Here is a 22,299-nt window from a genome sequence, read left to right as displayed (position 1 = left end):
TTATTTATTTATATTATTTAATTTGATTAAATTTATTTATAATTTGCTGTTTTTAATAAATTTAAATTTTTTAAAGTATTTTTCAAAAAATTATAAACAGCAAACAACAATCTTGTCACTTAATCGCAACATTAATAATTTCTTAAATTATTATATTTTTAATTGCAAATATTTATTTACATTTCTTTTCCATTCTATTATGAAAATCCCCTGTTCGTTTAACAAAAAAACGGAAAAGCAAAAACTGCTTTTCCGTTGTTTCCGTTTCGTTTCGGTATTGTTTCATCTGACAAAAGGGTCGTACTTCCGAATCTTTCGTCAAGATACACCTACAAAATTCAATCTAAGTCAGCAAACACCTCAAACTATCTGCCGGCTTCATGTGTTTTACGGATCACGGTAGCCAAAGGTTTGGCGGCACGTCTGCGGATGGTATTGATATCAAGTTTACCGCTGTTTTCACCCCAAATAGCCAACGCCGCGCCTAAGATCTTATCGGTGTTTGCAATCTTATTAGCACGGTTTTCGCCGTCCCATACGCCTAAATCCCAGCGTTTTTCAATATCGGCTCGGGCAAAATCTACATCGTGCTTGAAGTTTTTACGGTCGCTTGGCACCAGATACAGATAATAAGAATTGTAGTTCAACACCGAAAAGCCTTTATCCATCAGATCAGGCATGCTCATGCGGATTTCGCGGCGTCTTTGGGCCGTATCGCGGTTATCGGGATCGCCGTCGTAACTCCAATAGGTAATTTGAATATTGCGGTTCAGGTTATCTACCGTTCCTTTGATCAAACCGTCGTTCCACATGCGGGTGGTCAATTTTCTTGCGGCCAAATGGTCGGCCAACATATTGGCGTAGCGGATAAATTCATGGTTGCTTTCGGAGCTGTATCCGAATTCATCACCGCCGATATGGAAATGCTTGCTGTTTTTACCGAAGGCATCGGCCACTTCATTGATCAGCGTTTTGACGAATTCAACGCTTTTGGGATTGTTGACATTGATTTCGTCCGAATCTTGAGGAGATTTCAAAGCGTTCACATAAGCCTTGCCGTGTTTAAGCTCAAGCAGCGTGAAAATACCGGTCATGTGGTTGGGGCTGCCGACTTCGGGAATCACTTCCACTTTCCTTTCCGCCGCATAGCGCACGATATCGTTTACCTGTTCGAAACTCAAAAACGGCTTGCCGTTTTTAGGGTTGATATAGATGCCGTCTTTACCGCGGATGGCATCTTTCGCCCTTTGCCCCAAAAGGGGGCTTTCTAAGGCATAGTTTTCATGGTCGGAAAAGTGCAGGTGCAGAAAAGTGCCGCCGGATTTCGCCAAATCATCAATAAAATCTTTGATGGTGCGCACGGGGTAAAACCTTCTGGCGGTATCCAGCATCAAACCGCCCTGCTTGTATTTGCCGTGGCTGTGCATGCCTGCCGCGAGAGAGTCTTGCCGCCCCGTGGGCGCCAATGAACATAATACTGAGAACGCGCCGAACAACAGATACAAAGAAGATTGTTTCAGGATTTTGGATAAAGCGTGAAATTTATGATTCATAAATATTTGAAATGTATGCGTTATTTGGGTTTAAATTGTTATTTTAGCCTAATTTTCAACCATTTTTATAATAATTCTCCGGCAAGGCGTTCAAAACGGCTCTTATTTTTCCTTCTTTTACGTCATCTGCACATTTATTTTTCGAAGTTCAAGCACATTCTAAAAACCTAAAAAAAATCATTTTAAAACATGACGTTGAAACGGTTTTCTAGCTTAAAAAATCCGAATCATTTATAATTGCACCATTTTCACCCTCTAAAAAATCAAACAGGCCGTCTGAAAAAGACGGCCTTCAGCAGGAGTATCCGCCATGATGACACTTTACTCAGGCATCACTTGCCCGTTTAGCCAGCGTTGCCGTTTTGTCTTGTTTGAGAAAGGCATGGATTTTGAAATCAAAGATGTCGACGTGTTCAACAAACCTGAAGATTTAGCCGTTATGAACCCGTACAACCAAGTGCCGGTATTGGTTGAGCGCGATTTGATTCTGCACGAATCCAACATTATCAACGAATATATCGACGAGCGTTTTCCCCACCCCCAACTGATGCCGGGCGACCCCGTGATGCGCGGCCGCGGCCGTTTGGTGTTGTTCCGTATGGAAAAAGAGCTGTTCAGCCATGTGCAAGTGTTGGAAAATCCCGAATCCAGCAGCAAAGAGCAGTCCAAAGCGCGTGAAGCGATTTCACAAGGCTTGACCATGCTTGCCCCTGCGTTTTCCAAAACCAAATACATTATGGGCGACGACTTCTCCATGATCGACGTGGCCTTGTCTCCGCTGCTGTGGCGTTTGGATCATTACGACATCAAGCTCGGCAAATCCGCCGCACCGATTCTGAAATACGCCGAACGTATTTTCCAGCGCGAAGCCTTTATCGAAGCCCTAACGCCGGCAGAAAAAGCCATGCGCCGCTAATGATAGAGGCCGTCTGAAAACGCCTGCACCCGTGAAGGAATACCATAATGACTGCCAGCACCAAACCCTATCTGCTCCGGGCACTCTACGAATGGTGTCTCGACAATCATCAAACGCCGCACATCGTGGCATGGGTCAACGAGCACACCCGCGTGCCCATGCAGTATGTGCGCGACAACGAAATCGTACTCAATATCGGCACAACCGCCAGCCATAATCTGACGATAGACAACGATTGGGTGCATTTCTCCGCCCGCTTTGCCGGCGTATCTCATGAAATTTGGATTCCTGTCGGCCACATCATCAGCATTTTTTCACGCGAAAGCGGCGAAGGCATGGGCTTTGAAGTTGAACCTTATCAAACCGAGAGCGAGAAAAAAGGGCAAGACCCGCTGCATCTGCTTGAAAAAGATTTAGAAAACAGTCTTACCGAATCTCCTGAACACACACCGGACGATGGCGGCAGCAAGCCCAAAAAAGGCGGCTTAAAGCTGGTAAAGTAAAACCTTTTGCTGCTTCCGCAAACCAGTTTTGTTTGTATCCCCTCATTCAAACCATAAGGCCGTCTGAAAAATCGTTTCAGACGGCCTCATGGCTGTTAACGCATATTATGCTCGAACTACACGCTCACTCCCGCCGCCCGCGCAATCGCCAAGCCCTCTTCCACACTCATATAAACCGGATGCTCCGGCGTATCCCTACGCACAATATCTCCGTCACAAAACATCACCAATTCGTTTACCGCCAGTTGCGACCACGTTTCATTACCCGTCAGCGGCAGCGTCGCAATCACCGCCACTTTATCGTTGGGCGTTGTTACCGCAGCAAAATCCACTTTCACATCATCGTCCAACAAATGCGCTTCGCCAAACGGTGCCTTACGCACAATATAATGAAGCAGCGTGCTGGCATGCGCAAACAAACAATCTCCGTTGGACATCATAAAATTGAACAGCCCGTATGCACGGATTTCAGCCGTCAACTCAGTCACCACCGCAAACAAAGTATCGGCATCGGGTTTGTGCGTAAAACGGCGGCGCAACTGCTCCAAAATATAGCAAAACGCCCGCTCCGAATCCGTATTGCCCACCGCCTGATAAAACTCTCCGGCCGGCGGAAAATAATTTTTCAGATGGCCGTTATGCGCAAACAGCCAATATTCGCCCCACATCTCCCGCATAAACGGATGGGTGTTCGCCAACGAAGTCTGCCCCTGCGTGGCTTTGCGGATATGCGCAATCACGTTTTCCGACTTAATCTGATAAGCACGGATCAAATCCGCCACCGGCGAATGCGCGCTCGGTTTGTCGTCGTGAAACAGGCGCACACCCTTCCCCTCGAAAAAGCCGATGCCGAAACCGTCGGCATGATGGTCGGTCAGCCCGCCGCGGCGGCGGAAACCTTCAAACGAAAAAACAATGTCAGTGGGCGTGTTGCAATTCATGCCGAGAAGCTGGCACATAAGTATCCTGCCTTTGGTGTTCGTAATGATGTTTAAAGATGCCGTATTGTGCGTGAAAACCGCCGTTTTTAAAAGCCCGCCGATGTACGCCATCCGCCGCCTGCGCAGCAGCCCTACCCCGCTTTCGGGTCTCTCAGATTTTATTCAGACGGCCTCTGATATATCCTTTATAATATCAAACCATTAAATTCCTTTTCAGACGGCACAGAGTTTTGAGCAACAAAACATCAGGCCGTCTGAAACTATCTTTAGAGAGCACCATGAAATTTATTGATGAAGCAAAAATCGAAGTAGTTGCCGGCAAAGGCGGTAACGGAGCCGTCAGCTTCCGCCGCGAAAAATTCGTACCGCGCGGCGGGCCCGACGGCGGCGACGGCGGCAAAGGCGGCAGCGTGTTCGCCGTGGCCGACGAAAACATCAACACCCTTGTCGAATACCGTTTCGTCAAACGCTACCAAGCCAAAAACGGCGAAAAAGGCCACGGTTCCGACCGCTACGGCAAAGGCGCGGACGACATCGAACTGCACATGCCCGTCGGCACCCTGATCCGCGACATCGACACCGACGAAATCATCGCCGACCTTACCCACCACGGCCAAAAAGTATGCCTCGCCCGCGGCGGCAAAGGTGGTTTGGGCAACATCCACTTCAAATCATCGGTCAACCGCGCCCCCAAACAAGCCACCCCCGGCGAAGAAGGCGAAGCCCGCAGCTTGCAGCTCGAGCTAAAAGTATTGGCCGACGTGGGTCTGCTCGGCATGCCGAACGCCGGCAAATCCACCCTGATTTCCGCCGTTTCCGCCGCGCGCCCCAAAATCGCCAACTACCCGTTTACCACCCTGCACCCCAATCTGGGCGTGGTGCGCATGGACGAAAACAACAGCTTCGTCATGGCCGACATTCCCGGCCTGATCGAAGGTGCCGCCGAAGGCGCAGGCTTGGGACACCGCTTCCTGAAACACCTCTCCCGCACCGGCCTGCTGCTGCATGTGGTGGACTTGGCACCGTTTGACGACAGCGTCAACCCCGCCGAAGAAGCCTTGGCGATTGTGGAAGAACTGCGCAAATACGACGAAGAACTCTACGACAAACCACGCTGGCTGGTGCTCAACAAACTCGACATGTTGAGCGAAGAAGAAGCCGAAGAGCGCGCCGCCGAATTTTTAAAACAAATCGGCTGGAACCACCCTGCCCCCGACGACCGCTTCGGCTTCGACATGAACACCCCGCGCCTGTTTAAAATCAGCGCATTGTCCCGTCAAGGCACGCAGGATTTGGTGTATCAAATCAACACCTACCTCACCGAGAAAAAACGTTTGGCAGCCGAAGCCGAAGAAGCGGCCAAGCAAAACGAAACGGCCGAGACGGTCAAAGACCAACCTCAAACCGATACCTCGGTGTTTCAGGCGGAATAAAACACAACAAGGCCGTCTGAAATCCCTTAAAACAACGATTGCAATGTGATTTGGTTTCGATTTTTCAAGCCGGGGAGGCCGTCTGAAACGGCAGACTTCCTCGCCGCCGCATTATCTGACTACAAAGGAGAAAGAAAATGGCAAAAACGACACCGGCCAAAGCAACATCGGCGAAACCCACCAAACCCGTCAAACCGGTCAAGCCCGCCAAACCCAAACCCCCAACCGGCAGCAACGCGCGCCCCCGCGTCAGCTTCAAAAAACCGGCTTGGGCGGATATGGTTGAGCACTACAAAACCATTCCCAGCCACGAGTTTTATCCGCTCATTTCCAAACGCTGGGCAGAGTTGGCAGAGCGCGAACCGACCGTTTGGGAAAACACCTGCGCCGCACGCATGTCTTACGCGCTAAACCACAGCGGCATCCGCCTGCCCGCCAACCGCGCCGGCGCGTTTATCGGCGACAAAGACAAAAAGAACCACTGGTTCAGAGTGCGCGAACTCGGCGAATTTCTCAAAAAACAATTCGGCAAAGGCACCGTCGAATACCGCCCGCCGCGCTTGAAATCGGATGACGACGCCGACTTCGATTCGGCCGCATTCCAAGAAAGAATTGCCGCCGTCAAACAAAACGTGTTGGCAAAAATCAAAGGCAAAACCGGCATCGTGATGTTTGAAGTCGAAGGCTGGGGCAACGCCAGCGGCCACTTTACCTTGTGGGACGGCAGCAAAATGCTCTACGCCCGCGGCCACGAAAGCGACGACGACAGCGAATATTATTTCTGGTTCGCCAGACTGTCGCCCAATCCCAACCGCCCGATACAGACCGTTAAAGTGATTTTTTGGGAACTGACTTAATGTTGGTCAAAAGCATTATATTGATTGCCACCTCCGCCCTGCTGCTTCCGGCAGCCGTTTCCGCCGCCGACACGGGCGGAGTGCCGCATCTCGATTTCCGCGATTTCGCCCTGCAAGAATGCTTGAACGGCAACTATGAAAAAGCAGGCCTCTACCAACGCCGCAGCCTGCAAGACTATTCCTGCCCGAAACCGCGTTATTCGCCTTCAGACTGGCTGAAACTGATTGATTTTGTGGAAAACAAAACCGGCGATTTCCATCGAGAGCGCATCAGCATACACAGCGAAGAATCGGGCGACACCGAGATGAACACGATTTTCGCCCGCTGTATGGCGTTTTACCATTCCGAAGAATTGGCAGATTTTTTGAAAAAGAACAGATATTGAGCAAGAGGCCGTCTGAAAACATTTTCAGACGGCCTCGTTGCTCTTTAAAATTCAGACGGCATCTCTACCGGGCCTCCATCATCGCGTTTAACCAAACGCCAAACGGCATCATCTTTAGTTCGATGACGTTCTCCATTGGGCAAGACCCAAATATGCTCGCCTTCCATCGGAAAAATTTCTCCTTTTTCAAAATGTTGTTCAATCCCTTCAGAAAGGTTATCCGGCACCCACATACCGCTGAAAGGCACTTCATACGGTTTCTGGCGGTACACCGGCATCAGCTCGGCTTTATCCCCTTCAGGGTTGAAAATGCCCTGTTCGAAATTAGCGTTATCCCAACGCCGCAGCCAATAATAACCCTGCGAGGCGGAATAGCGGGTTTTGCCGTTGCCGTAAGCAGTATGTATCGCATCTTTCAACTTTTCCACCCGAGCCGGACGCAGCAGGTTGTTGACCACCAAATAGGGAACCGGCAAGGGCTTGTTGCGGTCGCCGGTTGACGGGAAACTCCCCGCTTTGAATATCATCGTGTCGTTGCAGGTTTGCAGGGTAATGTCGGGATAGTGGTTTAACACATTGTCTACCTCCTGCTTGTTCAGACGGCCTTGCAGTTTTTTACCGACAAAGGTGTACCAGTTGACAGACTTCAGGCCGGTTTTCCAGTTTTTGGCAAACACCCTGAAATCAGGCGTTATTCCCCAATAACGTTTGGTGGTGCTGTGCTCGTAAAACTGATATTCATGGCCGCTATAAGGTAATGCAAGAGTCAATCCTGCATAACCATGAAAGATAGAAAACTGTTTGCATAAGTAAGCTATCCATTCTTCAAACTCCTGAATGCCTTGAACTGTTCTCAGCACCGTAAGAGGAAAATTCAAATGTAAAAAAGAAAGTTCTTTATTTTGATCATCGCTGGGAGCTGAAGTCAGTGCTCCTATCGCGTAATCAGGCGAATATTCGCCCCACTCATCACTACTTAAATAACCGAATAAAGCCTCCCCTTGCTCAGCTGCTGCAATCATTTTCTGCTGTTTTTTGACAAAGGCCGTCTGATTCAATTTAGCAAATCGACGCATCCCATCCCAAAAATGGGATTTCAAATAGGGATGGTAATGCATATAGAAGCGGTCAAACACTTCCAAAACCTTGCGCTGTCCTGCCACCGAGCCACCGTCGTGAAAGTAAATCAGAATAACCAACCCCAGTTGAGCCAATATCTTGTGCTCTTCGTCGTGCAGAAGAATATCGCGGTATTCCTGCTCCAAGGCTTCGTATTGTTTTGATAGCATGTTTTATTTCCTATGTCGGTTATCAAATTCTCGAACTTTTTCTTCCCAACCTTCCAAATGGCTGGTATCCGAATTTTCACCGCATTCCTGCCACGGCAGGTAACGGATAATTTCATATTCATTGCGTTTATATGTTTGACCTTTCGGTTTTCTCTCAACAAGATAGCGATACTCATAACAATTGCTGCGCTCTTCAAAACGTTCATCTGCCGCCCATACCTTTGCCGATACACCTAATGCAGGGGCAAATCTAGCAAGCCTCAATAAAAACGTTCCGGCGCCCAGTAGTGCGGCGGGGGCGAAATAAGCCGCTGCTGCAACAACGGCGACTGTCAGCACAACGATTGCGATGATTTCTTCTTTGTTGTCTTTAACAAACTTCAACGCCAAAGCCAGCGTATCGTCACCGGACATTACCACCTCTGCCTCCTGAATATAAGGCAGATGGTCACGCGGGATATCTTCATATTGTTCCAGATAGTCGGCAGCTTGCTGCAATTCAATATCGCTATATTCAACAACTTTACCGTTTTCGCCTACCCAGCGTATGCCGTCTGAAGTACGTTCGAAATTGCCGAAACTGTCAAACCAAGGCGAATTGCGGCTCAACATTTCTACGGTTTCCGGACGGTAAGCCGCTTCCAAATCTTGCTTGTTAACCAATTCGCCGGACAGGATGTTGACAGGTTTGCCCGATGGAGGCGTTAGCCACGGCTCAAGACGGATTCTAGGCAGCAGTTCGTCTTGTTTAAAACCAAACGCAGGCACCAAATCGGGTGAAAATTCATAAATATGCCGTGTGTCGTCTTTGTTATCATCTTGCCAGATTTTTAATACGGCAAAGCGCTCCCAAGTTGCAATATTTATATAAGCTTGTTCCTGTTTATAAGCCAAACTATCTTTCCCATACTTCATTTCCACCAATCGCTTGAGATTGTGACCATAGCTTTCTCCTGTAGGCGGATATACGGCATTACGTCCCGGCCAACGGATTTTATGATCTTTGACGATAATCAAATCAGGCCGCTTGACAGTAGCACCAGTCACAATAGCCGGTGAACCCTTCCAACGTGTATGTCTGCGGTTTTTTCCTTCGGTAGTCGGATCGGTTAAGCCGATTTTTTCACCGATTTTTTCGATATAGTTTTCATTTTCCTGCTGCTCTTTTTTCCCTGCCTGCCTGTTTCTAGTCAAATGAGGCACAGGTGTTCCTTCTCCTTGGGGAACGCTGAAACTGACTTCAGGTTTGTAAGGCCAATAGTAGCCGGTCATTTTTTCCGTTAAGTTGACGACATGATCAAAGCCATTTTGCTTTTTATCCTGCGTTTTCTTACCCATCCGAAGTTTGGGTTTGTAGTATCTGAGAACGTAATCCCATACCAAATAAAGATAACCTAAATCAGACAATTCAATATCGGCATATTTTCTATCAACTTCCAGTCGTGTAATCATCGTCATGGTATTTACTCGTCGTCGTAAATTTCAAAATGCAGATTAATTGTGCCTCCGCCTGCAATATGTAAAAGATGCGGTGCTTTCTTGGGCTTATCTTCCCGAACAAATTCTACTTTTTGAGGAGAGGAAGTCGTAACCAACAAGGTTTCTCCTTTGTGGTTAGTTATCCCTTCTACTTGACTACCGTCCTCTAAAGTCAAAGTGTATGGGCGGTTAACCAATACATTTTGCGTTTTTTTATCCCTCAAAATATAACGTCCGGAATATAAAGGCTCGAATTTTGGCAAGTTACTTGCTATCGCATGAGGATTGATGACCTGAAACCCCGCACACTTCACCCACACCATCTTCGGACAGCCCAGCTCGATATTGCCGTCTTTAATCTTGATGTACGCCCCGCCGCTGGTCAGCAGGATTTCGTCTTTGGCCGCGATGGTTACTTTGCCCGCGCTGCTGGTAATGGTGGCATCTTTGAGGGCATTGATCTGCATCTCGTCGTTCTGAGCCTGTATCTCCACCTTGCCCTGATTGGCCTGTAACTTCGCCCCTTTGCTCTGGGCAAACAAGTTGACGCTTTCGACTGCATGGGCGGTGAAGTTGCTGCCGGCACTGATGTCGGTGTCGCCGCCGCTGATGTGGTGGATATGTTGGCCGGCGGTGTGCAGTTGGCTTTGCGGGGTGGCGGTGGCAATGCCGTCGGGGGCGGATTGGATGATGCCGGAGCGTTGCAGCTGTTTGAGGCTGTCTTTCAGACGGCCTGCCTGTTCTTCGGCTGCGGTGGCTTCGTTTTTGGCGGTATGGGCGGCTTTGTTGAGGCTTTTGGCCAAACTGAGTGCCTGTTCCATTTGGGCGATGGCGGCATCCATATCCAACACCTGACCCGCAGCCTGATTTTGGGCATCGGCACTGATAAACAAACCCTTACCCGCTCTCAACGCACCCCAGCTGTCGGTACGCAGCTCGAAGCCTTCGCCGTTGTCGCCGCGTTTCTGTCTCTGGCCGTCGACGATATGGCCGAGGTTGAGTTGGGTTTTGCCGTATTCGGTCGCCAGTTTGATGTGTTCCTGACCCTGTTTGTCTTCCATCCGCAGTTTGTTATTCGCCCAAGTACGGATGACGTTACGGGTGTTCCAGTCGGCAGGGACGTGGTCGGGGTGGGAGCTGTCGTGCATCACGCCGCTGATGTAGGGTCTGTCGGGATTACCCTGTACGAACGACAGCATCACTTCGGTGCCTTCGTGCAGCGGGAAGTGTTGGCCGTAGTCGGGGCCGGCATAGGGTTTGGCCAGACGGATGGGACGGCTTTCTCCGCCCGGGCTCCATTCGTCGAGGTCAAACGGCAGTTTGACGCGGTAACGGCCCATATTGTCGATATAGGCATAGGTGTAGTTGCCGGGGCTGGTGATTCTGGCGGGAAGGCTGCCTTGGATCTTCGGCAACGGGGTGATGCGTTCGGGGCGGAAGATACTGTCGGCGGGGATGGCGGTGAAAGTATGGCTATATGCGCTGTCGCGGCTGCCGCTGTGGGTGAGCGATACCACCAACCAGCCGTTGGGTGCTTCGCTGAAGCTTGGGGCCGTCTGAAACACTTGGCCGGGGCTGAGGGCGGTAATGTTGCCGCTGCCTGAGGCAACAATACGGCGGCTGTGGTTTAAACAATTCGTTTGTTAGATACATTTATCAGGTAGGTTTTGTTCTTCCCTTGTTACTAGAAAGTAATTAATATCTTTTCTTTTTTTGTTTTTTTTATAAGAACCAGAATAGATTAAATACCCTTGAATGTTAAATACATATTCTCCAGTTACTTTATTATTTATAATTTCTTTATATGTAAGGGAGTAAAATGGTTTGCTTTCTTCATCAGAAGAATCTAATACAGATTTTTTAATTAATTTTGATAACTTAATCTTCTTGTTATATGGGGCGTACATAACATGACTAAAATCTGATGACACCATTAAAAAATTAGATGACATAGGATTTTTCAAACAAAAATATTCATTTGCATGAATAAAGCTGGAATAAGAAAAAAAGATAAAAAATAATAAAATCTTTTTTATTTTCATAATTCTGAAATCCTTTTTTTAGCAAAACTTACAGCAGATGTGCCTTTGTAGCCATATCGTTTTTTTTCTTCGCGTTTTTTGTTATTAAATCCAAAAGGATATTGTCTTTCTGAAGAAAGTTCTAGAAATCTTTGATATCCAGCTTTTGCTAATACTTTATTTTTTTCAGTTCCCCTCTGTCTAGTTTGAGGATCATGCCATAGCCCCCAACCAAAAACCTCACCAATCATATGATTATAAACATGACTTTTTTCAAATACTTTATAATTATTCAACGTTGCAATGACCGTTTTATCAATATTTTTACAGTAGTGTACTTTAAATGCTTGAATAGCTTTTCTATAGTATCGTTCTCTATCTTTAAAACCATTAAATCCGCCATTTACAATTGCACTAATCGCAATAAAATCGTTTTTAAGTGCATATTTACTCAATAACCGGTATTTCCAAAACCATATACCAGACCCTACCGCATGCTCTTTTTCTCGAGCAATGCGATATTTCCCTTGATTCAGAAAAGCTTTTTCATTTCCTAATGCTGCTTTTCCATATAGTCTATAATTATCTTCCCATGTTAATTGCATCAAGCCTCGCCCTTTATATCCTTTGTAACTAATAATTTCTTGCTGTTCATTTACACCTCCTTCTTCTAATAGTGTATATTGAGCAGTCTCATGCAATGTATGAGCAATAAAATATGCTTTTTCTATACAAGTATTAATTTCAAATCGTTTGAATTCTTGATTTAATATTTCTAAATATGACAACGCTTTTAGGTTCGATGTAACCTGCTTAAATTCACTAATATTAATGTTTCTATTGCAACAGCACACAAGCTTCTCACTAGAAGTAGCTTTCATCTCAGGCTTTCCATTCTCAGCACTTCTCTGTTGTTCCGTCTTTGGTTTGTTTTCTTCTATTTTTTTCTCTGCAACTTTATTAAGTTTACGCTCTTCATTTGGGGGTTCTACATCAAGATCAGTTTTTTCTAGTTTAGAAATGGTGGATATTTCTTTTGTGGTATCCTGTAACGCAGTTTTTTCTGATTCCGTATTTCCTGCTTCCGTCATTAAATTATTTGCTTTTTCTACAGTTTTTGTATTTTCATCTTTTATCCCTTCTCTCTGCTTCGATGGACGTTTTGCTTCTCTAGGCAGCAGTAGGATTAGACCTTTTTGCAGGACAGAGTCGTCATCAGATAGTTCGTTTATAAATTTAATTAATGAAACGTTGGTTTCACATTCTCGTGCAATTTTTTCCCATGTATCGCCTGACTGTACTTCATAATATGCTTGCCGATACTCTGCTTTTTCGCCATCTTTATTTTCTGTCTCTCTTAATGGCATTTCATAAATAACAGGGGCTTTTACCGGCTGAGTGACGATATTTTCAACCCAGCTGAAATCAATGGACTCAAAAGCTGCATCCTTAGGCTGACCTTTAGCCCAAAAACGCACCCGAATTTTTCTGTTATTGACCAATTCTGAATCAAACGATGCAATTCCTTTAGAGTCCGCCTGTCCTGACTTCAACTCTTTGGCTCCCCACATAATCTGATAATTACAACCTGCCAATGGAGTGTCGTTGGCAGCTAAAAATTCAAATTGGTATTTTGTCATTTCTCTTCCTTATCTATTTTGCTTATTTGTAGTCATAAATTATCTAGACATACTCTGACTATTACTGCTTTATTCGCATGAGCTGTCAAAACAGAAAATTAAAGCGCTGAAGCGGGAGAAGGTGAGGCGGTAGGATTGGGTTTGGGTCATCGCGGGCGTTCCAAAGCGGTGTGTCAGAGTATCGGGATTGAAGGTGTATGCTTTGGCAATATAGCAGAATGGTTATCTTTGCCCAATATGGGTATGACGAAAGGCCGTCTGAAATTTCAGACGGCCTTGAGTATAAATTGGTGTATAGGTGTATCAAGGAGACCTAGTCTTAAGATTAACCTTCTTCCGGCAGCTTGGTAATCTTTACCCGTTCGATGCGTTGGCCTTCTTTTTCCATCACTTCGAAACGCCAGCCGTGGAAGTCGGCAAAATCGCCGGCGTCGGGAATGCTTTGCAACTCTTCCATGATTAAGCCGGCAACGGTGTGGAAGTCGGCGTCTTCTTCTTGCGGCGGTAAGTTGAGCTGCGGCGCCAATTCGACGTATTCCAATGAGCCGTCCACCGTCAGGCTTTCGTCTGCGTGTGCTTGCAGTGTCGGTTCTTCTTCGCGCTCGAATTCTTCGGGGAACTCGCCGGCGATGGTTTCGAGCAGGTCTTTCATGGTAACCATACCCAACACGGCGCCGAACTCGTCTACAACGAGTGCGTAATCGGCGCTTTTTTTGCGGAACAGTTCGATAGCGGCCAGTGCGGTTGTGCTGTCGGGCAAAATCAGCGGTTGTTTTAAGGCCGTCTGAATATTGATTGTGCCTTCGTCAAGCAGTTGGGCGAGCAGGTCTTTTTTGTTGATATAGCCCAGCGGCTCGTCCACACCCGCTTTGCCGACCACGAGCAGGCGGCTGTATGGTGTGTTTTGCAGCTGGGCGTGCTGCTCTTCTTTGCTTTGCGAAATGTCCAAGCGTTCGATGTCGCGGCGGGGAATCATCACACCGAGAATGGGACGCTCCGCCAGCGTGAGCACGCTGCGTATCATGGATTTTTCGTTTTCTTCAAAGTGGGAAACGTCTTCGGCTTTGTTGCCGGACTGTGCCAAAACGGTTTCGCGGATACCCATCATGCCCAGCACGTTATCGGCGGTGCGTTTGCGCCACGAGCTGCTGATGTAGTCGTTTTTGCGGGCGTTGCGCTGCGAAACTTGGTTGAACACTTCGATAAGGATGGAAAAACCGATCGCGGCATACAGATAGCCTTTGGGAATCTGGAAGTGGAAGGCTTCGGCAATCAGGCTGAAACCGATCATCAGCAGGAAGCCCAAACACAGCATCACGACGGTAGGATGTTTGGCTACAAACTCGGTGAGCGGTTTGCTGGCCATGATCATGATGGTCATGGCAACAACAACGGCGGCCATCGCTACGACAATGTGGTCAACCATGGCGACGGCGGTAATCACGGCATCGATGGAGAACACGGCGTCCAACACCAAAATTTGCAGCACCACGCCCCAAAACGGCGAATGTTTTTTATGGGTGTCGGCAATGGCAAACTGGTTGTGGCCTTCAATCCGCTCGTGCAGTTCGGTGGTGGCTTTGTACAGCAGGAACAAACCGCCGATGAGCATAATCAGGTCTTTGCCCGACACGCTCATATCGTTTATTTCAAACAGCGGTTTGGTCAGCGTGATGATGTGCGCCATAAAGCCGAGCATGACCAAGCGCATCAATACGGCCAGTGCCAAGCCGGTGATGCGGGCTTTATCACGCAGGGCGGGCTTGACTTTATTGGCCAAAATCGCCACGAAAACGAGGTTGTCGATGCCGAGCACGACTTCGAGAACCAGCAGCGTTGCAAAGCCCAACCAGGTGTTCGGTTCGGCTAACCAACTGAAATCCATAATGCTTATTGTCCTTTTTTAATCATAACAAAAGGCAACCCGACAAAAGTCAGGCTGCCTGAATGGGGCGCATACACGAAGGGCGTGGGGTCGTACTGCTCTGCTCCGCGTCTTTCATAATGGTGTGTATGCCTCAAGTTAAATGGAATCAGCAGTTTATCATTTTCATGTGGATAAGGCAAAGCAGGCCGTCTGAAAGGTTTCAGACGGCCTGCTTGAATGGAGAAATCGGCAGCGTTGCGCCACAAGTTAATCTTGAGTTTCGTGCCGCGATGAATCTGTGCGCTCGAGTATCATGGCATCGCCGTAGCTGAAAAAGCGGTATTGCTGCCCGACAGCATGGCGGTAAATGTTGCGGATGTGTTCTGTGCCTGAAAATGCGCTTACCAGCATCATCAGGGTTGATTTGGGCAGGTGGAAATTGGTAATCAGGCGGTCTGCCACATGGAAACGGTAGCCCGGCGTGATGAAAATATCGGTGTCGCCGGTGCCCGCTTTCAGACGGCCTGTTTCCCTTGCGGCGGACTCAAGCGCGCGCATGGAGGTCGTGCCCACTGCCCACACTTTATTACCGCGCTGTTGTGCGGCTTCAATCGCGGCCACGGTTTCAGACGGCACTTCAAACCATTCGCTGTGCATGGTGTGTTCGGCAATGTTTTCTACCCGCACGGGCTGGAACGTACCCGCGCCCACATGCAGCGTGACTTCTGCGGTATGCACGCCTTTGGCGCGGATGGCCTCAAGCAGGCCGTCGGTAAAGTGCAAACCGGCGGTCGGCGCGGCAACCGCACCTTGATGCTTGGCGTAAACCGTTTGATAGCGAGCATCATCATCGTCATCGGCGGCGCGTTCGATGTAAGGCGGCAAAGGCAGCTTGCCGCTGTGTTCGAGAATTTCATACACGCTGCGGCTGTCTTCAAAACGCAAGCGGAACAACTCGCCCGCACGCTCTTCCATCACGGCGCGTATATCGCCTTCAAAAATCAATTCCGTGCCGGGTTTGGGTGATTTGGACGACCGTACATGCGCCAAAGCGGTGTGCGCGTCCAACACGCGCTCGATCAAGGCTTCGATTTTGCCGCCGCTGGCTTTGGCGCCGAACAGCCGCGCTTTCATCACTTTGGTATTGTTAAACACCAGCACGTCGCCCGCTTCGAGATAATCGGGCAAGGCAGAAAATACGGTGTCGGTAACGGGTGCATCAGGCAGAGCGACCAAAAGGCGGCTGGCACCGCGTTCGGCCGGAGGATGTTGGGCGATCAGAGCTTCCGGAAGCTCGAAATCAAAATCGGAAATATGCATAAAGTGTGGGATACAGTCTGAAAAGGCTTGAAAATAAGGGCGCTATTATATAGTGCGGGTTATAAAGTACGCAAAATGCCGTTTCGGATTCGAGAAACGAATTCTCCCACCGAAACGGCATGTTTGATGAACAGATGCTGTTACGCCAGCACGGTAGTGTTTTCCTCGGGCATACCGGAAACGGCAGCAGCCGCATGAATGGCGGGATAAGCCTCCGGAGCATGTTCCGGCCAAGATTCGGTACGCTCGGTCAAACCGATGCCGCCTAAATCCAGCGTTTTGCCGTTATCAAGCAACTCATCTGCCGGTGTTGTCTTGTGTGCAGGCTCGGCTGATTCCTTTTCTGCCGTGGACAAAGCCGCAGGATGCACGCGGATGTTTTCGGCAGCCGTGTTGTTGAAAGTGGTTTGTCCGATATCAGGCAGCGCAGCTCTTCCGGCTGAAGGCATGTTGTCGGCATCTTGATGGCCGTTGTCAAAGTCTTCGGGAACCATACCGGCAGAAGGCATTTTGGCGGAATAACTCGTTTTGGCTTTCTCCGCCTGTGCTTTCAGTTTGTGCGCCGTGAGAATATCCTGAACCGTGGTGCCGTTGTTGCCCAAAATACCGACGGCTTTGTTGTGTTGGTTGCTGTGGATTTTGGTGCCGGTATTTTCGATTTTCAGCCAGTCGCCGTTTTCAAAGGCTTTTTCACCGTCTGTCTCGAATTTATTGCCCGCCACATTCAACTGGAGTTTATGACGGCCGACGCCTTTGGTGCGCACAACCGGTCTGTCGATCAAGCCGCCTAAATTAAACGTATTTTGGTTTAAGGTCAGCCAGCGGGCATTGCTTTCTACCGAGATGCCTTCGGTGGCGGCATCGGATTGTTTCACGTTGAGTTTGTTTGCTTCGATCCTGATACTGCCGTGCGCCTGCCCGTTGGTATTGCGCTCCTCTATCATAATCGGCGCGCTGAGAGTTCGGGTCACGTCCATCGTATTATTAACGATGCGGATATTCCCCGACCCCGGCCCTCTTTCGATATACGGCGTTTCGGGATTGTCGGGATTGCCGAACACGCTGATTAGGCTGTCGGACGAATTGCCTTTAATGGTATTGTTGGAAATGCTCAAAGAATAAGTAACATCTTTTTCATTGTTGCGCATCTCAATCCCGCGCGTAATGCCTTGATAGTCGGTTAACCCTTCAATCGTGTTGTTGGTAATCACAAAAGCACCGGGCTTAGGATTGATAAACTGCTGCCAAACTTGAGCCTTGTTTTCCAGTTTGATACCGCGGAAGCCGGCATAGTCGCTGGCAGGATGCGGCACCCCCGAGTCGTCGTCTCTCAGCAAACGGAACGACTTATCTTGGGTAATCTTGTTGTTGTGCACAGTTACCCGATCCATGCTGAACTGGCGGTTTTCCACCGCAATACCAAACATCCGGTCGCCGTTGAGTACATTATCTTTGATGGTGATATTGTTGCCGTCGTGTGCATCGATGCCTTTGCGGTAATTGTGGTCGGTTTTGTTGTTGGCAATGGTTACGCCATTGTTGTAACTGCCGGCCACCAGTGCAATACCGTAACCCGTGCCGCCGTCATCTTTGTGGCCGTTCCACGCCAAGGTATTGCCTTCCGCCTTAAAACCTTTTTGATAAGAAACTAAAATACCTGCAACTCGGTTGTGGTGCAGGTAGCTGTCGATAACCTTATTGTTGTCGCCGGTCGGAAGCTGGTTTGCGGAAATTTTGCCATTGATCAGCGAATACTTGGCTCCGGATGAAATCGCGTCGATAGAAGTAAACAAAACGCCCGCCCGGTTTGCGCCGGACACTTCTACTTTACTGATAAGAGTTTGGTCGGAATCATTCACTACAATACCGTTTACCTTACCGAAATAGCTTTGCCCGAAACGGTAAAAATCGCTCGGCTTGGTGTGTTTGTACTCTATGGAAAGGTCGCTGATAAATTTGCCGTTTTGTTTGTTGATCCAAATACCGGCTTTTTCGGGAACAGTGCTGTTGCTGTCGGGATTGTGCACACCTGTTTGCGTGTGCGTGAACAGAATTTTGGTTTTGCCCATCCCGTCTCCGAAAATACCGGTGACGTTTTTGGTGTCGGCGTTGATTTCAATGACTTTACTAATTGTGATGGTACCGTTTAGATAAAGAGCAGCCTTTTCTTTATGCGCAGCAGCAAGTGCTTCTTTAACGGCATCATCGTAAGTATTTTTATTGTTTTTAAAGTCTCTAATGTCTATATATTTTCCATGAGTGGCGTGTGTGCGAACTACATAACGTGACATTTATTTCTTACCTCCTGTGTAAATCTTTAATTCCCAAAAGATAACGGGAGCGCGAGTATAATAGATTTTCTTCACACAATCAGGAACAGATCGTTTCAATCTATTTTTTTATCCTTTTATCATTATTCAAATTTAATTAATTTTTTAAATGTTATTTTAAGTTAAATTAAATTAATGACAAAAATATTTATTTTGTCAACAATTTTAAGAAATAAAATAATCTGGCTGATATATCATGAAAAATGAAAGAAAAAAATTAATGAAAAACAACAAAAGTTAAATTAAGTTAAAATTTAAAAGCAGACGCATAAATCTTATTTGAAAATATTATTTATTTCATAGAGCCGATATACAAACTCATTTATTATTTATCGATACGAATTATAGATGCAGACGTTGAAATGTCATAAAAAAGCATATGCAAACCGGAAAAAACCAACATGACATTAAACTTATTTCCCAATCATAATCAGCCCGATGCCAATCTGCTTCCTTACGACGGAATTGTTAACAATTACGGCATCATCATCCCTCCGCCCGAGGCTGGCGGTTATTTCGACGTGCTGATGAAAGAGATAAATTGGCAGCATGACGAGGTATTGATATACGGCAAGCGGATCATTACTGCCCGCCAAACCGCTTGGTACGGCGACAAGCCGTTTGCCTACACTTATTCGGGCATCACCCGACGCGCTTTGCCGTGGCATCCGGCCTTGTTGGCGATTAAAGAAACGGTGGAACAACGCATCCGCCCGTACAGCCCTGTCGTTTTCAATACATGCTTGCTCAATCTTTATTCAGACGGCCGCGAGGGTATGGCTTGGCACAGCGACGATGAGCGCGAACTGGGCAAGCAGGCGGTTATTGCGTCAGTCAGCTTTGGTGCAACCCGAACATTTGCGTTCAAACACAAGCACACGCAGGAAAAACGGGAAATGATGCTGCAACACGGGCAGTTGATTGTGATGCGCGGCGACACCCAAACTTATTGGCGGCACGCCGTAATGAAGAGCGCAGCTGTTCACGAGCCGAGAATCAGCCTTACTTTTAGAACGATTCTGGATTGATGCCTATCGAACATATACTTGAGGCCGTCTGAAAATGTTTTCAGACGGCCTCCTTATTTAAACCGATATCCTCAAAACGCTCACGCCCCAAACGCAATCAAATGTTCCAAATCCATGCGGATACCGATGCGGCTGCCGACGGGATGGTCGTGGTGGGCGGGCACTTGTGCGGCAACAGTTTCGCCGCTGTCGAGCTTGAGCGTGTAGATGAAATAGCTGCCTTTGAAATCCTTATCCAGCACTTCGGCGGTAATCGGGCTGCGGTCGTCGTGCACAATATCGTCAGGGCGGATGAGCACATCCACTTCGCTGCAACATTGGCAGGCAAACGGCACGGTGCCGCAGAATTCGCCGACGGCCAGTTGCACGCAGGTGGGGCTTTTGACTTTGCCGCGCAGCATCACGCCGGTACCGATAAAGCGGGCGGTATAGGTGTCGGCAGGCTCATGATAGAGCTTGTAGGGCGTATCCCACTGTTTCAGACGGCCTTCGTGCATGATGCCGATTTTGTCGGCCATCGCAAACGCTTCCTGCTGGTCGTGCGTGACCAAAATCGCGCTGGTGTTTTCCTGTTTCAGCAGTTGGCGCACTTCTTTCGACAAGCGTGCGCGCAAATCGGCATCGAGGTTGGAAAACGGCTCGTCGAGCAAAATCAGCTCGGGCTTGGGTGCAAGGGCGCGCGCAAGAGCCACGCGCTGTTGTTGGCCGCCTGACAGCTGGTGCGGATAACGGCTGCCGTAGTCGGGCAAGCCGATTAATTCGAGCAGCTCGTTGACCCGCGCATGGCGTTCGACGGCGGGCTGTTTGCTGATGCCGAACGCGATATTCTGGGCGACGGTAAGATGCGGAAACAGCGCGTAATCCTGAAACACCATACCGATGCGGCGCAGGTGCGGCGGCATAGACGTGAGGCCGTCTGAAAGCGTGGTGCCGCTCAACACAATCTTGCCGCTTTCGGGCTGTTCAAACCCTGCAATCGAACGCAGCGCGGTGGTTTTGCCGCAACCCGAATGCCCGAGCAGGCAGGCGATTTCGCCTTTTTCCAATGCAAAACCGAAATCTTGCAGCACGGGCTTGCGGTCGAATGAAAGGTTGATGTGCGAAACTTCTAAAATCATGGGTTTTGCTCCGTGCGCGAAAACAGGATAACGGGCAGCAGGCCGGTCAATACGATGAATAAGGCTGGCAGCGCGGCATTGGCAAACTGCCCTTCGATGGTAAAAGCGTAAACACGCACGGCGAGCGTATCCCAATCATACGGGCGCGTCATCAGCGTAATCGGCATTTCTTTCATCACATCCACAAACACCATCAGCACCGCCGTGCCGATTGCGCCTTTCAACAGCGGCAGATACACGCGCCGCAACACGCCGCCGCCGGTGCAGCCGAGCGAACGCGCCGCTTCGGATTGCGACGGGCTGATGCGCTCCAACCCCGCCTCCAGCGAAGCATAGCCTACCGCCAGAAAACGGATTAAGTAAGCCGCCAACATCACGCCCAACGTGCCTTTCAGAATGCCGGTAGTGCCTTCGGGCAGGTTCAGATGCTCAATCAGGATATTGTCGAACCACGCTACCGGCACGAATACGCCCACCGCCAGCACCGTGCCCGGAATGCCGTAACCAAGTGTGGCGATACGCGCGGCAACGGCGGCGAAACGGCTTTTATCCACCCGTTTCGACAAGGCTAAAAGCAACGCCACTGCCGCCACCAGCACGGCCGCGGCAAAGCTGGCTGCAAACGAATGCCACGCGTGCAGCCACAGCGAAGTGTTGAAACCGTCGTTCCAAGTATCGTGCGCCCACACGATCAGTTGTATCAGTGGAATAAAAAACGCAAACAGCAGAATCAGGCCGCAATAAGCCGCCGCCGCCCACTTGAGGCCGTCTGAAAGCGGTTTGCGGCGGTGCTGCTGCGCCTTGCCGGATTGGTTGAAACGGCGGTTGCCGCGGCTGAGCTGTTCCAAAGCCAGCAACACAAACACCAGCGTAATCAGCAAAGCGGCAAGCTGTTTGGCCGTTTCCAGCGAATAAAAATCAAACCACGCCTGATAAATCGCCGTGGTAAACGTATCAAAGCCGAACACCGAAACCGTGCCGAAATCCGCCAGCACTTCCATCAAAGCCAAAATCACCCCGCCGCCGATCCACGGCCGCGCCATCGGCAAAGCCAGCTTGAAAAACGCCCGCCGCGGCGACAAACCCAACGACGCGCCCGCCTCCAACGCCCGCTGCCCCATGCTGGAAAACGCATTGCGCGCGAGCAGGTAAACATACGGATAAAACGTCAGGCTCATCACTACCGCCAGCCCGAAACCGTTGCGCACATCGGGGAAAAACTGCGCTATGCCGTAGCGTTCGCGCATCAGCGTATTCAGCGGGCCGGTGTAGTCGAACAAACCGAGCTGGGTAAACGCCAACACATACGCCGGCACCGCCAACGGCAACATCAACGCCCAAAAGAAAAACCGCCGCAACGGAAAATCATACATCGCCGTCAGCCACGCGCAGGAAGTACCCAGCACCGCCACACCCGCACCTACGGCCAACACCAAAAACAAGGTGTTTTTCAACAATTGGGGCAACTGGTATTCCAGCAGAAACGACCAGATTTCCGCATCGAACTCCCCCAATGCCGCCACAATCACCGCAAGCGGAATCAGAATCAGCACGATACAGGCACTCAGCCACAAGCGCGGCAATAACAGTTTGGATACAGGCGGTTGCATAAATTTTC

The 22,299-nt window shown here is 49.0% G+C and carries 18 protein-coding genes; 6 read left to right on the top strand and 12 right to left on the bottom strand.

Annotation, left to right across the window (positions count from 1 at the left end):
• Positions 1-365 precede the first annotated feature (365 nt).
• Positions 366-1,553 (bottom strand): family 20 glycosylhydrolase, encoded by a 1,188-nt coding sequence (locus LVJ85_RS02860; protein WP_244741295.1) that lies wholly within the window; start codon positions 1,551-1,553, stop codon positions 366-368.
• A gap of 310 nt (positions 1,554-1,863) precedes the next feature.
• Between LVJ85_RS02860 and LVJ85_RS02855 the strand changes: the two genes are divergently transcribed.
• Together LVJ85_RS02855 and LVJ85_RS02850 are read left to right on the top strand one after the other, a co-directional pair.
• Positions 1,864-2,469 carry a glutathione S-transferase N-terminal domain-containing protein gene (locus LVJ85_RS02855; protein ID WP_244741293.1) on the top strand — a complete coding sequence of 202 codons (606 nt, stop codon included), beginning with the start codon at positions 1,864-1,866 and terminating at the stop codon, positions 2,467-2,469.
• A gap of 47 nt (positions 2,470-2,516) precedes the next feature.
• Positions 2,517-2,972, top strand: coding sequence for a ClpXP protease specificity-enhancing factor (locus LVJ85_RS02850; RefSeq protein WP_244741290.1), 456 nt, complete (start codon positions 2,517-2,519; stop codon positions 2,970-2,972).
• A 116-nt stretch (positions 2,973-3,088) separates the two neighbouring features.
• Here the strand turns inward: LVJ85_RS02850 and LVJ85_RS02845 are convergent, their stop codons facing one another.
• Positions 3,089-3,931, bottom strand: coding sequence for a class II glutamine amidotransferase (locus LVJ85_RS02845; RefSeq protein ID WP_244741288.1), 843 nt, complete (start codon positions 3,929-3,931; stop codon positions 3,089-3,091).
• A gap of 260 nt (positions 3,932-4,191) precedes the next feature.
• Here LVJ85_RS02845 and obgE point away from each other — a divergent pair, with 260 nt between their 5' ends.
• The 3 genes from obgE to LVJ85_RS02830 all read left to right on the top strand — a co-directional run bounded on the left by obgE (position 4,192) and on the right by LVJ85_RS02830 (position 6,589).
• Positions 4,192-5,346, top strand: coding sequence for a GTPase ObgE (gene obgE, locus LVJ85_RS02840; RefSeq protein ID WP_244742969.1), 1,155 nt, complete (start codon positions 4,192-4,194; stop codon positions 5,344-5,346).
• Positions 5,347-5,483: 137 nt separating this feature from the next.
• Entirely contained in the window at positions 5,484-6,203 is a 720-nt protein-coding gene (locus LVJ85_RS02835; RefSeq protein ID WP_244741286.1) for a type VI secretion system amidase effector protein Tae4, read from the top strand.
• Complete coding sequence (locus LVJ85_RS02830) at positions 6,203-6,589, top strand: hypothetical protein (protein ID WP_244741284.1); 387 nt, start codon at positions 6,203-6,205, stop codon at positions 6,587-6,589. Before LVJ85_RS02835 ends, LVJ85_RS02830 begins: the two co-directional genes overlap by 1 nt.
• A gap of 44 nt (positions 6,590-6,633) precedes the next feature.
• Here the strand turns inward: LVJ85_RS02830 and LVJ85_RS02825 are convergent, their stop codons facing one another.
• The 8 genes from LVJ85_RS02825 to LVJ85_RS02790 form a co-directional block, all read right to left on the bottom strand.
• Positions 6,634-7,878, bottom strand: a complete 1,245-nt coding sequence (locus LVJ85_RS02825; protein ID WP_244741282.1) for a type VI immunity family protein — start codon at positions 7,876-7,878, stop codon at positions 6,634-6,636.
• Positions 7,879-7,881: 3 nt separating this feature from the next.
• Complete coding sequence (locus LVJ85_RS02820; protein ID WP_244741279.1) at positions 7,882-9,336, bottom strand: VRR-NUC domain-containing protein; 1,455 nt, start codon at positions 9,334-9,336, stop codon at positions 7,882-7,884.
• Positions 9,337-9,341: 5 nt separating this feature from the next.
• The gene (locus LVJ85_RS02815; RefSeq protein WP_244741277.1) at positions 9,342-10,922 is read right to left on the bottom strand and encodes a type VI secretion system Vgr family protein; all 1,581 of its coding nucleotides are present in this window, start codon (positions 10,920-10,922) and stop codon (positions 9,342-9,344) included.
• A 78-nt stretch (positions 10,923-11,000) separates the two neighbouring features.
• A complete protein-coding gene (locus tag LVJ85_RS02810) occupies positions 11,001-11,399 on the bottom strand; it encodes a hypothetical protein (protein WP_244741275.1) in 399 nt (132 codons plus the stop codon).
• Entirely contained in the window at positions 11,396-13,018 is a 1,623-nt protein-coding gene (locus LVJ85_RS02805; protein ID WP_244741273.1) for a LysM peptidoglycan-binding domain-containing protein, read from the bottom strand. The genes LVJ85_RS02810 and LVJ85_RS02805 overlap by 4 nt, the downstream gene beginning before the upstream one ends.
• 325 nt (positions 13,019-13,343) lie before the next feature.
• Positions 13,344-14,903, bottom strand: coding sequence for a TerC family protein (locus tag LVJ85_RS02800; RefSeq protein ID WP_244741271.1), 1,560 nt, complete (start codon positions 14,901-14,903; stop codon positions 13,344-13,346).
• Positions 14,904-15,152: 249 nt separating this feature from the next.
• Positions 15,153-16,205, bottom strand: a complete 1,053-nt coding sequence (gene queA, locus LVJ85_RS02795) for a tRNA preQ1(34) S-adenosylmethionine ribosyltransferase-isomerase QueA (RefSeq protein WP_244741269.1) — start codon at positions 16,203-16,205, stop codon at positions 15,153-15,155.
• A gap of 140 nt (positions 16,206-16,345) precedes the next feature.
• Entirely contained in the window at positions 16,346-18,496 is a 2,151-nt protein-coding gene (locus tag LVJ85_RS02790) for a right-handed parallel beta-helix repeat-containing protein (RefSeq protein ID WP_244741267.1), read from the bottom strand.
• A gap of 440 nt (positions 18,497-18,936) precedes the next feature.
• Here LVJ85_RS02790 and LVJ85_RS02785 point away from each other — a divergent pair, with 440 nt between their 5' ends.
• A complete protein-coding gene (locus tag LVJ85_RS02785; protein ID WP_244741265.1) occupies positions 18,937-19,563 on the top strand; it encodes an alpha-ketoglutarate-dependent dioxygenase AlkB in 627 nt (208 codons plus the stop codon).
• An 80-nt stretch (positions 19,564-19,643) separates the two neighbouring features.
• Here LVJ85_RS02785 and LVJ85_RS02780 read toward each other — a convergent pair whose 3' ends face one another.
• Both LVJ85_RS02780 and LVJ85_RS02775 read right to left on the bottom strand, forming a co-directional pair.
• Positions 19,644-20,681 carry an ABC transporter ATP-binding protein gene (locus LVJ85_RS02780; RefSeq protein WP_244741263.1) on the bottom strand — a complete coding sequence of 346 codons (1,038 nt, stop codon included), beginning with the start codon at positions 20,679-20,681 and terminating at the stop codon, positions 19,644-19,646.
• Positions 20,678-22,291: an iron ABC transporter permease gene (locus LVJ85_RS02775; RefSeq protein ID WP_244741261.1), complete on the bottom strand. Its 1,614-nt coding sequence runs from the start codon at positions 22,289-22,291 to the stop codon at positions 20,678-20,680. Before LVJ85_RS02775 ends, LVJ85_RS02780 begins: the two co-directional genes overlap by 4 nt.
• Positions 22,292-22,299 lie beyond the last annotated feature (8 nt).

Source organism: Neisseria sp. Dent CA1/247, from assembly GCF_022870825.1.
Lineage (GTDB): Bacteria > Pseudomonadota > Gammaproteobacteria > Burkholderiales > Neisseriaceae > Neisseria > Neisseria zoodegmatis.
This window is presented reverse-complemented; position numbering and strand designations above follow the sequence as displayed.

Coding starts and splice junctions, on each gene's coding strand:
- LVJ85_RS02800 (WP_244741271.1), bottom strand. CDS start 14,903: ATGGATTTCAGTTGGTTAGCCGAACCGAACACCTGGTTGGGCTTTGCA.
- LVJ85_RS02825 (WP_244741282.1), bottom strand. CDS start 7,878: ATGCTATCAAAACAATACGAAGCCTTGGAGCAGGAATACCGCGATATT.
- LVJ85_RS02830 (WP_244741284.1), top strand. CDS start 6,203: ATGTTGGTCAAAAGCATTATATTGATTGCCACCTCCGCCCTGCTGCTT.
- LVJ85_RS02780 (WP_244741263.1), bottom strand. CDS start 20,681: ATGATTTTAGAAGTTTCGCACATCAACCTTTCATTCGACCGCAAGCCC.
- LVJ85_RS02850 (WP_244741290.1), top strand. CDS start 2,517: ATGACTGCCAGCACCAAACCCTATCTGCTCCGGGCACTCTACGAATGG.
- LVJ85_RS02855 (WP_244741293.1), top strand. CDS start 1,864: ATGATGACACTTTACTCAGGCATCACTTGCCCGTTTAGCCAGCGTTGC.
- LVJ85_RS02790 (WP_244741267.1), bottom strand. CDS start 18,496: ATGTCACGTTATGTAGTTCGCACACACGCCACTCATGGAAAATATATA.
- LVJ85_RS02785 (WP_244741265.1), top strand. CDS start 18,937: ATGACATTAAACTTATTTCCCAATCATAATCAGCCCGATGCCAATCTG.
- LVJ85_RS02835 (WP_244741286.1), top strand. CDS start 5,484: ATGGCAAAAACGACACCGGCCAAAGCAACATCGGCGAAACCCACCAAA.
- LVJ85_RS02775 (WP_244741261.1), bottom strand. CDS start 22,291: ATGCAACCGCCTGTATCCAAACTGTTATTGCCGCGCTTGTGGCTGAGT.
- obgE (WP_244742969.1), top strand. CDS start 4,192: ATGAAATTTATTGATGAAGCAAAAATCGAAGTAGTTGCCGGCAAAGGC.
- LVJ85_RS02805 (WP_244741273.1), bottom strand. CDS start 13,018: ATGACAAAATACCAATTTGAATTTTTAGCTGCCAACGACACTCCATTG.
- queA (WP_244741269.1), bottom strand. CDS start 16,205: ATGCATATTTCCGATTTTGATTTCGAGCTTCCGGAAGCTCTGATCGCC.
- LVJ85_RS02820 (WP_244741279.1), bottom strand. CDS start 9,336: ATGACGATGATTACACGACTGGAAGTTGATAGAAAATATGCCGATATT.
- LVJ85_RS02860 (WP_244741295.1), bottom strand. CDS start 1,553: ATGAATCATAAATTTCACGCTTTATCCAAAATCCTGAAACAATCTTCT.
- LVJ85_RS02810 (WP_244741275.1), bottom strand. CDS start 11,399: ATGAAAATAAAAAAGATTTTATTATTTTTTATCTTTTTTTCTTATTCC.
- LVJ85_RS02845 (WP_244741288.1), bottom strand. CDS start 3,931: ATGTGCCAGCTTCTCGGCATGAATTGCAACACGCCCACTGACATTGTT.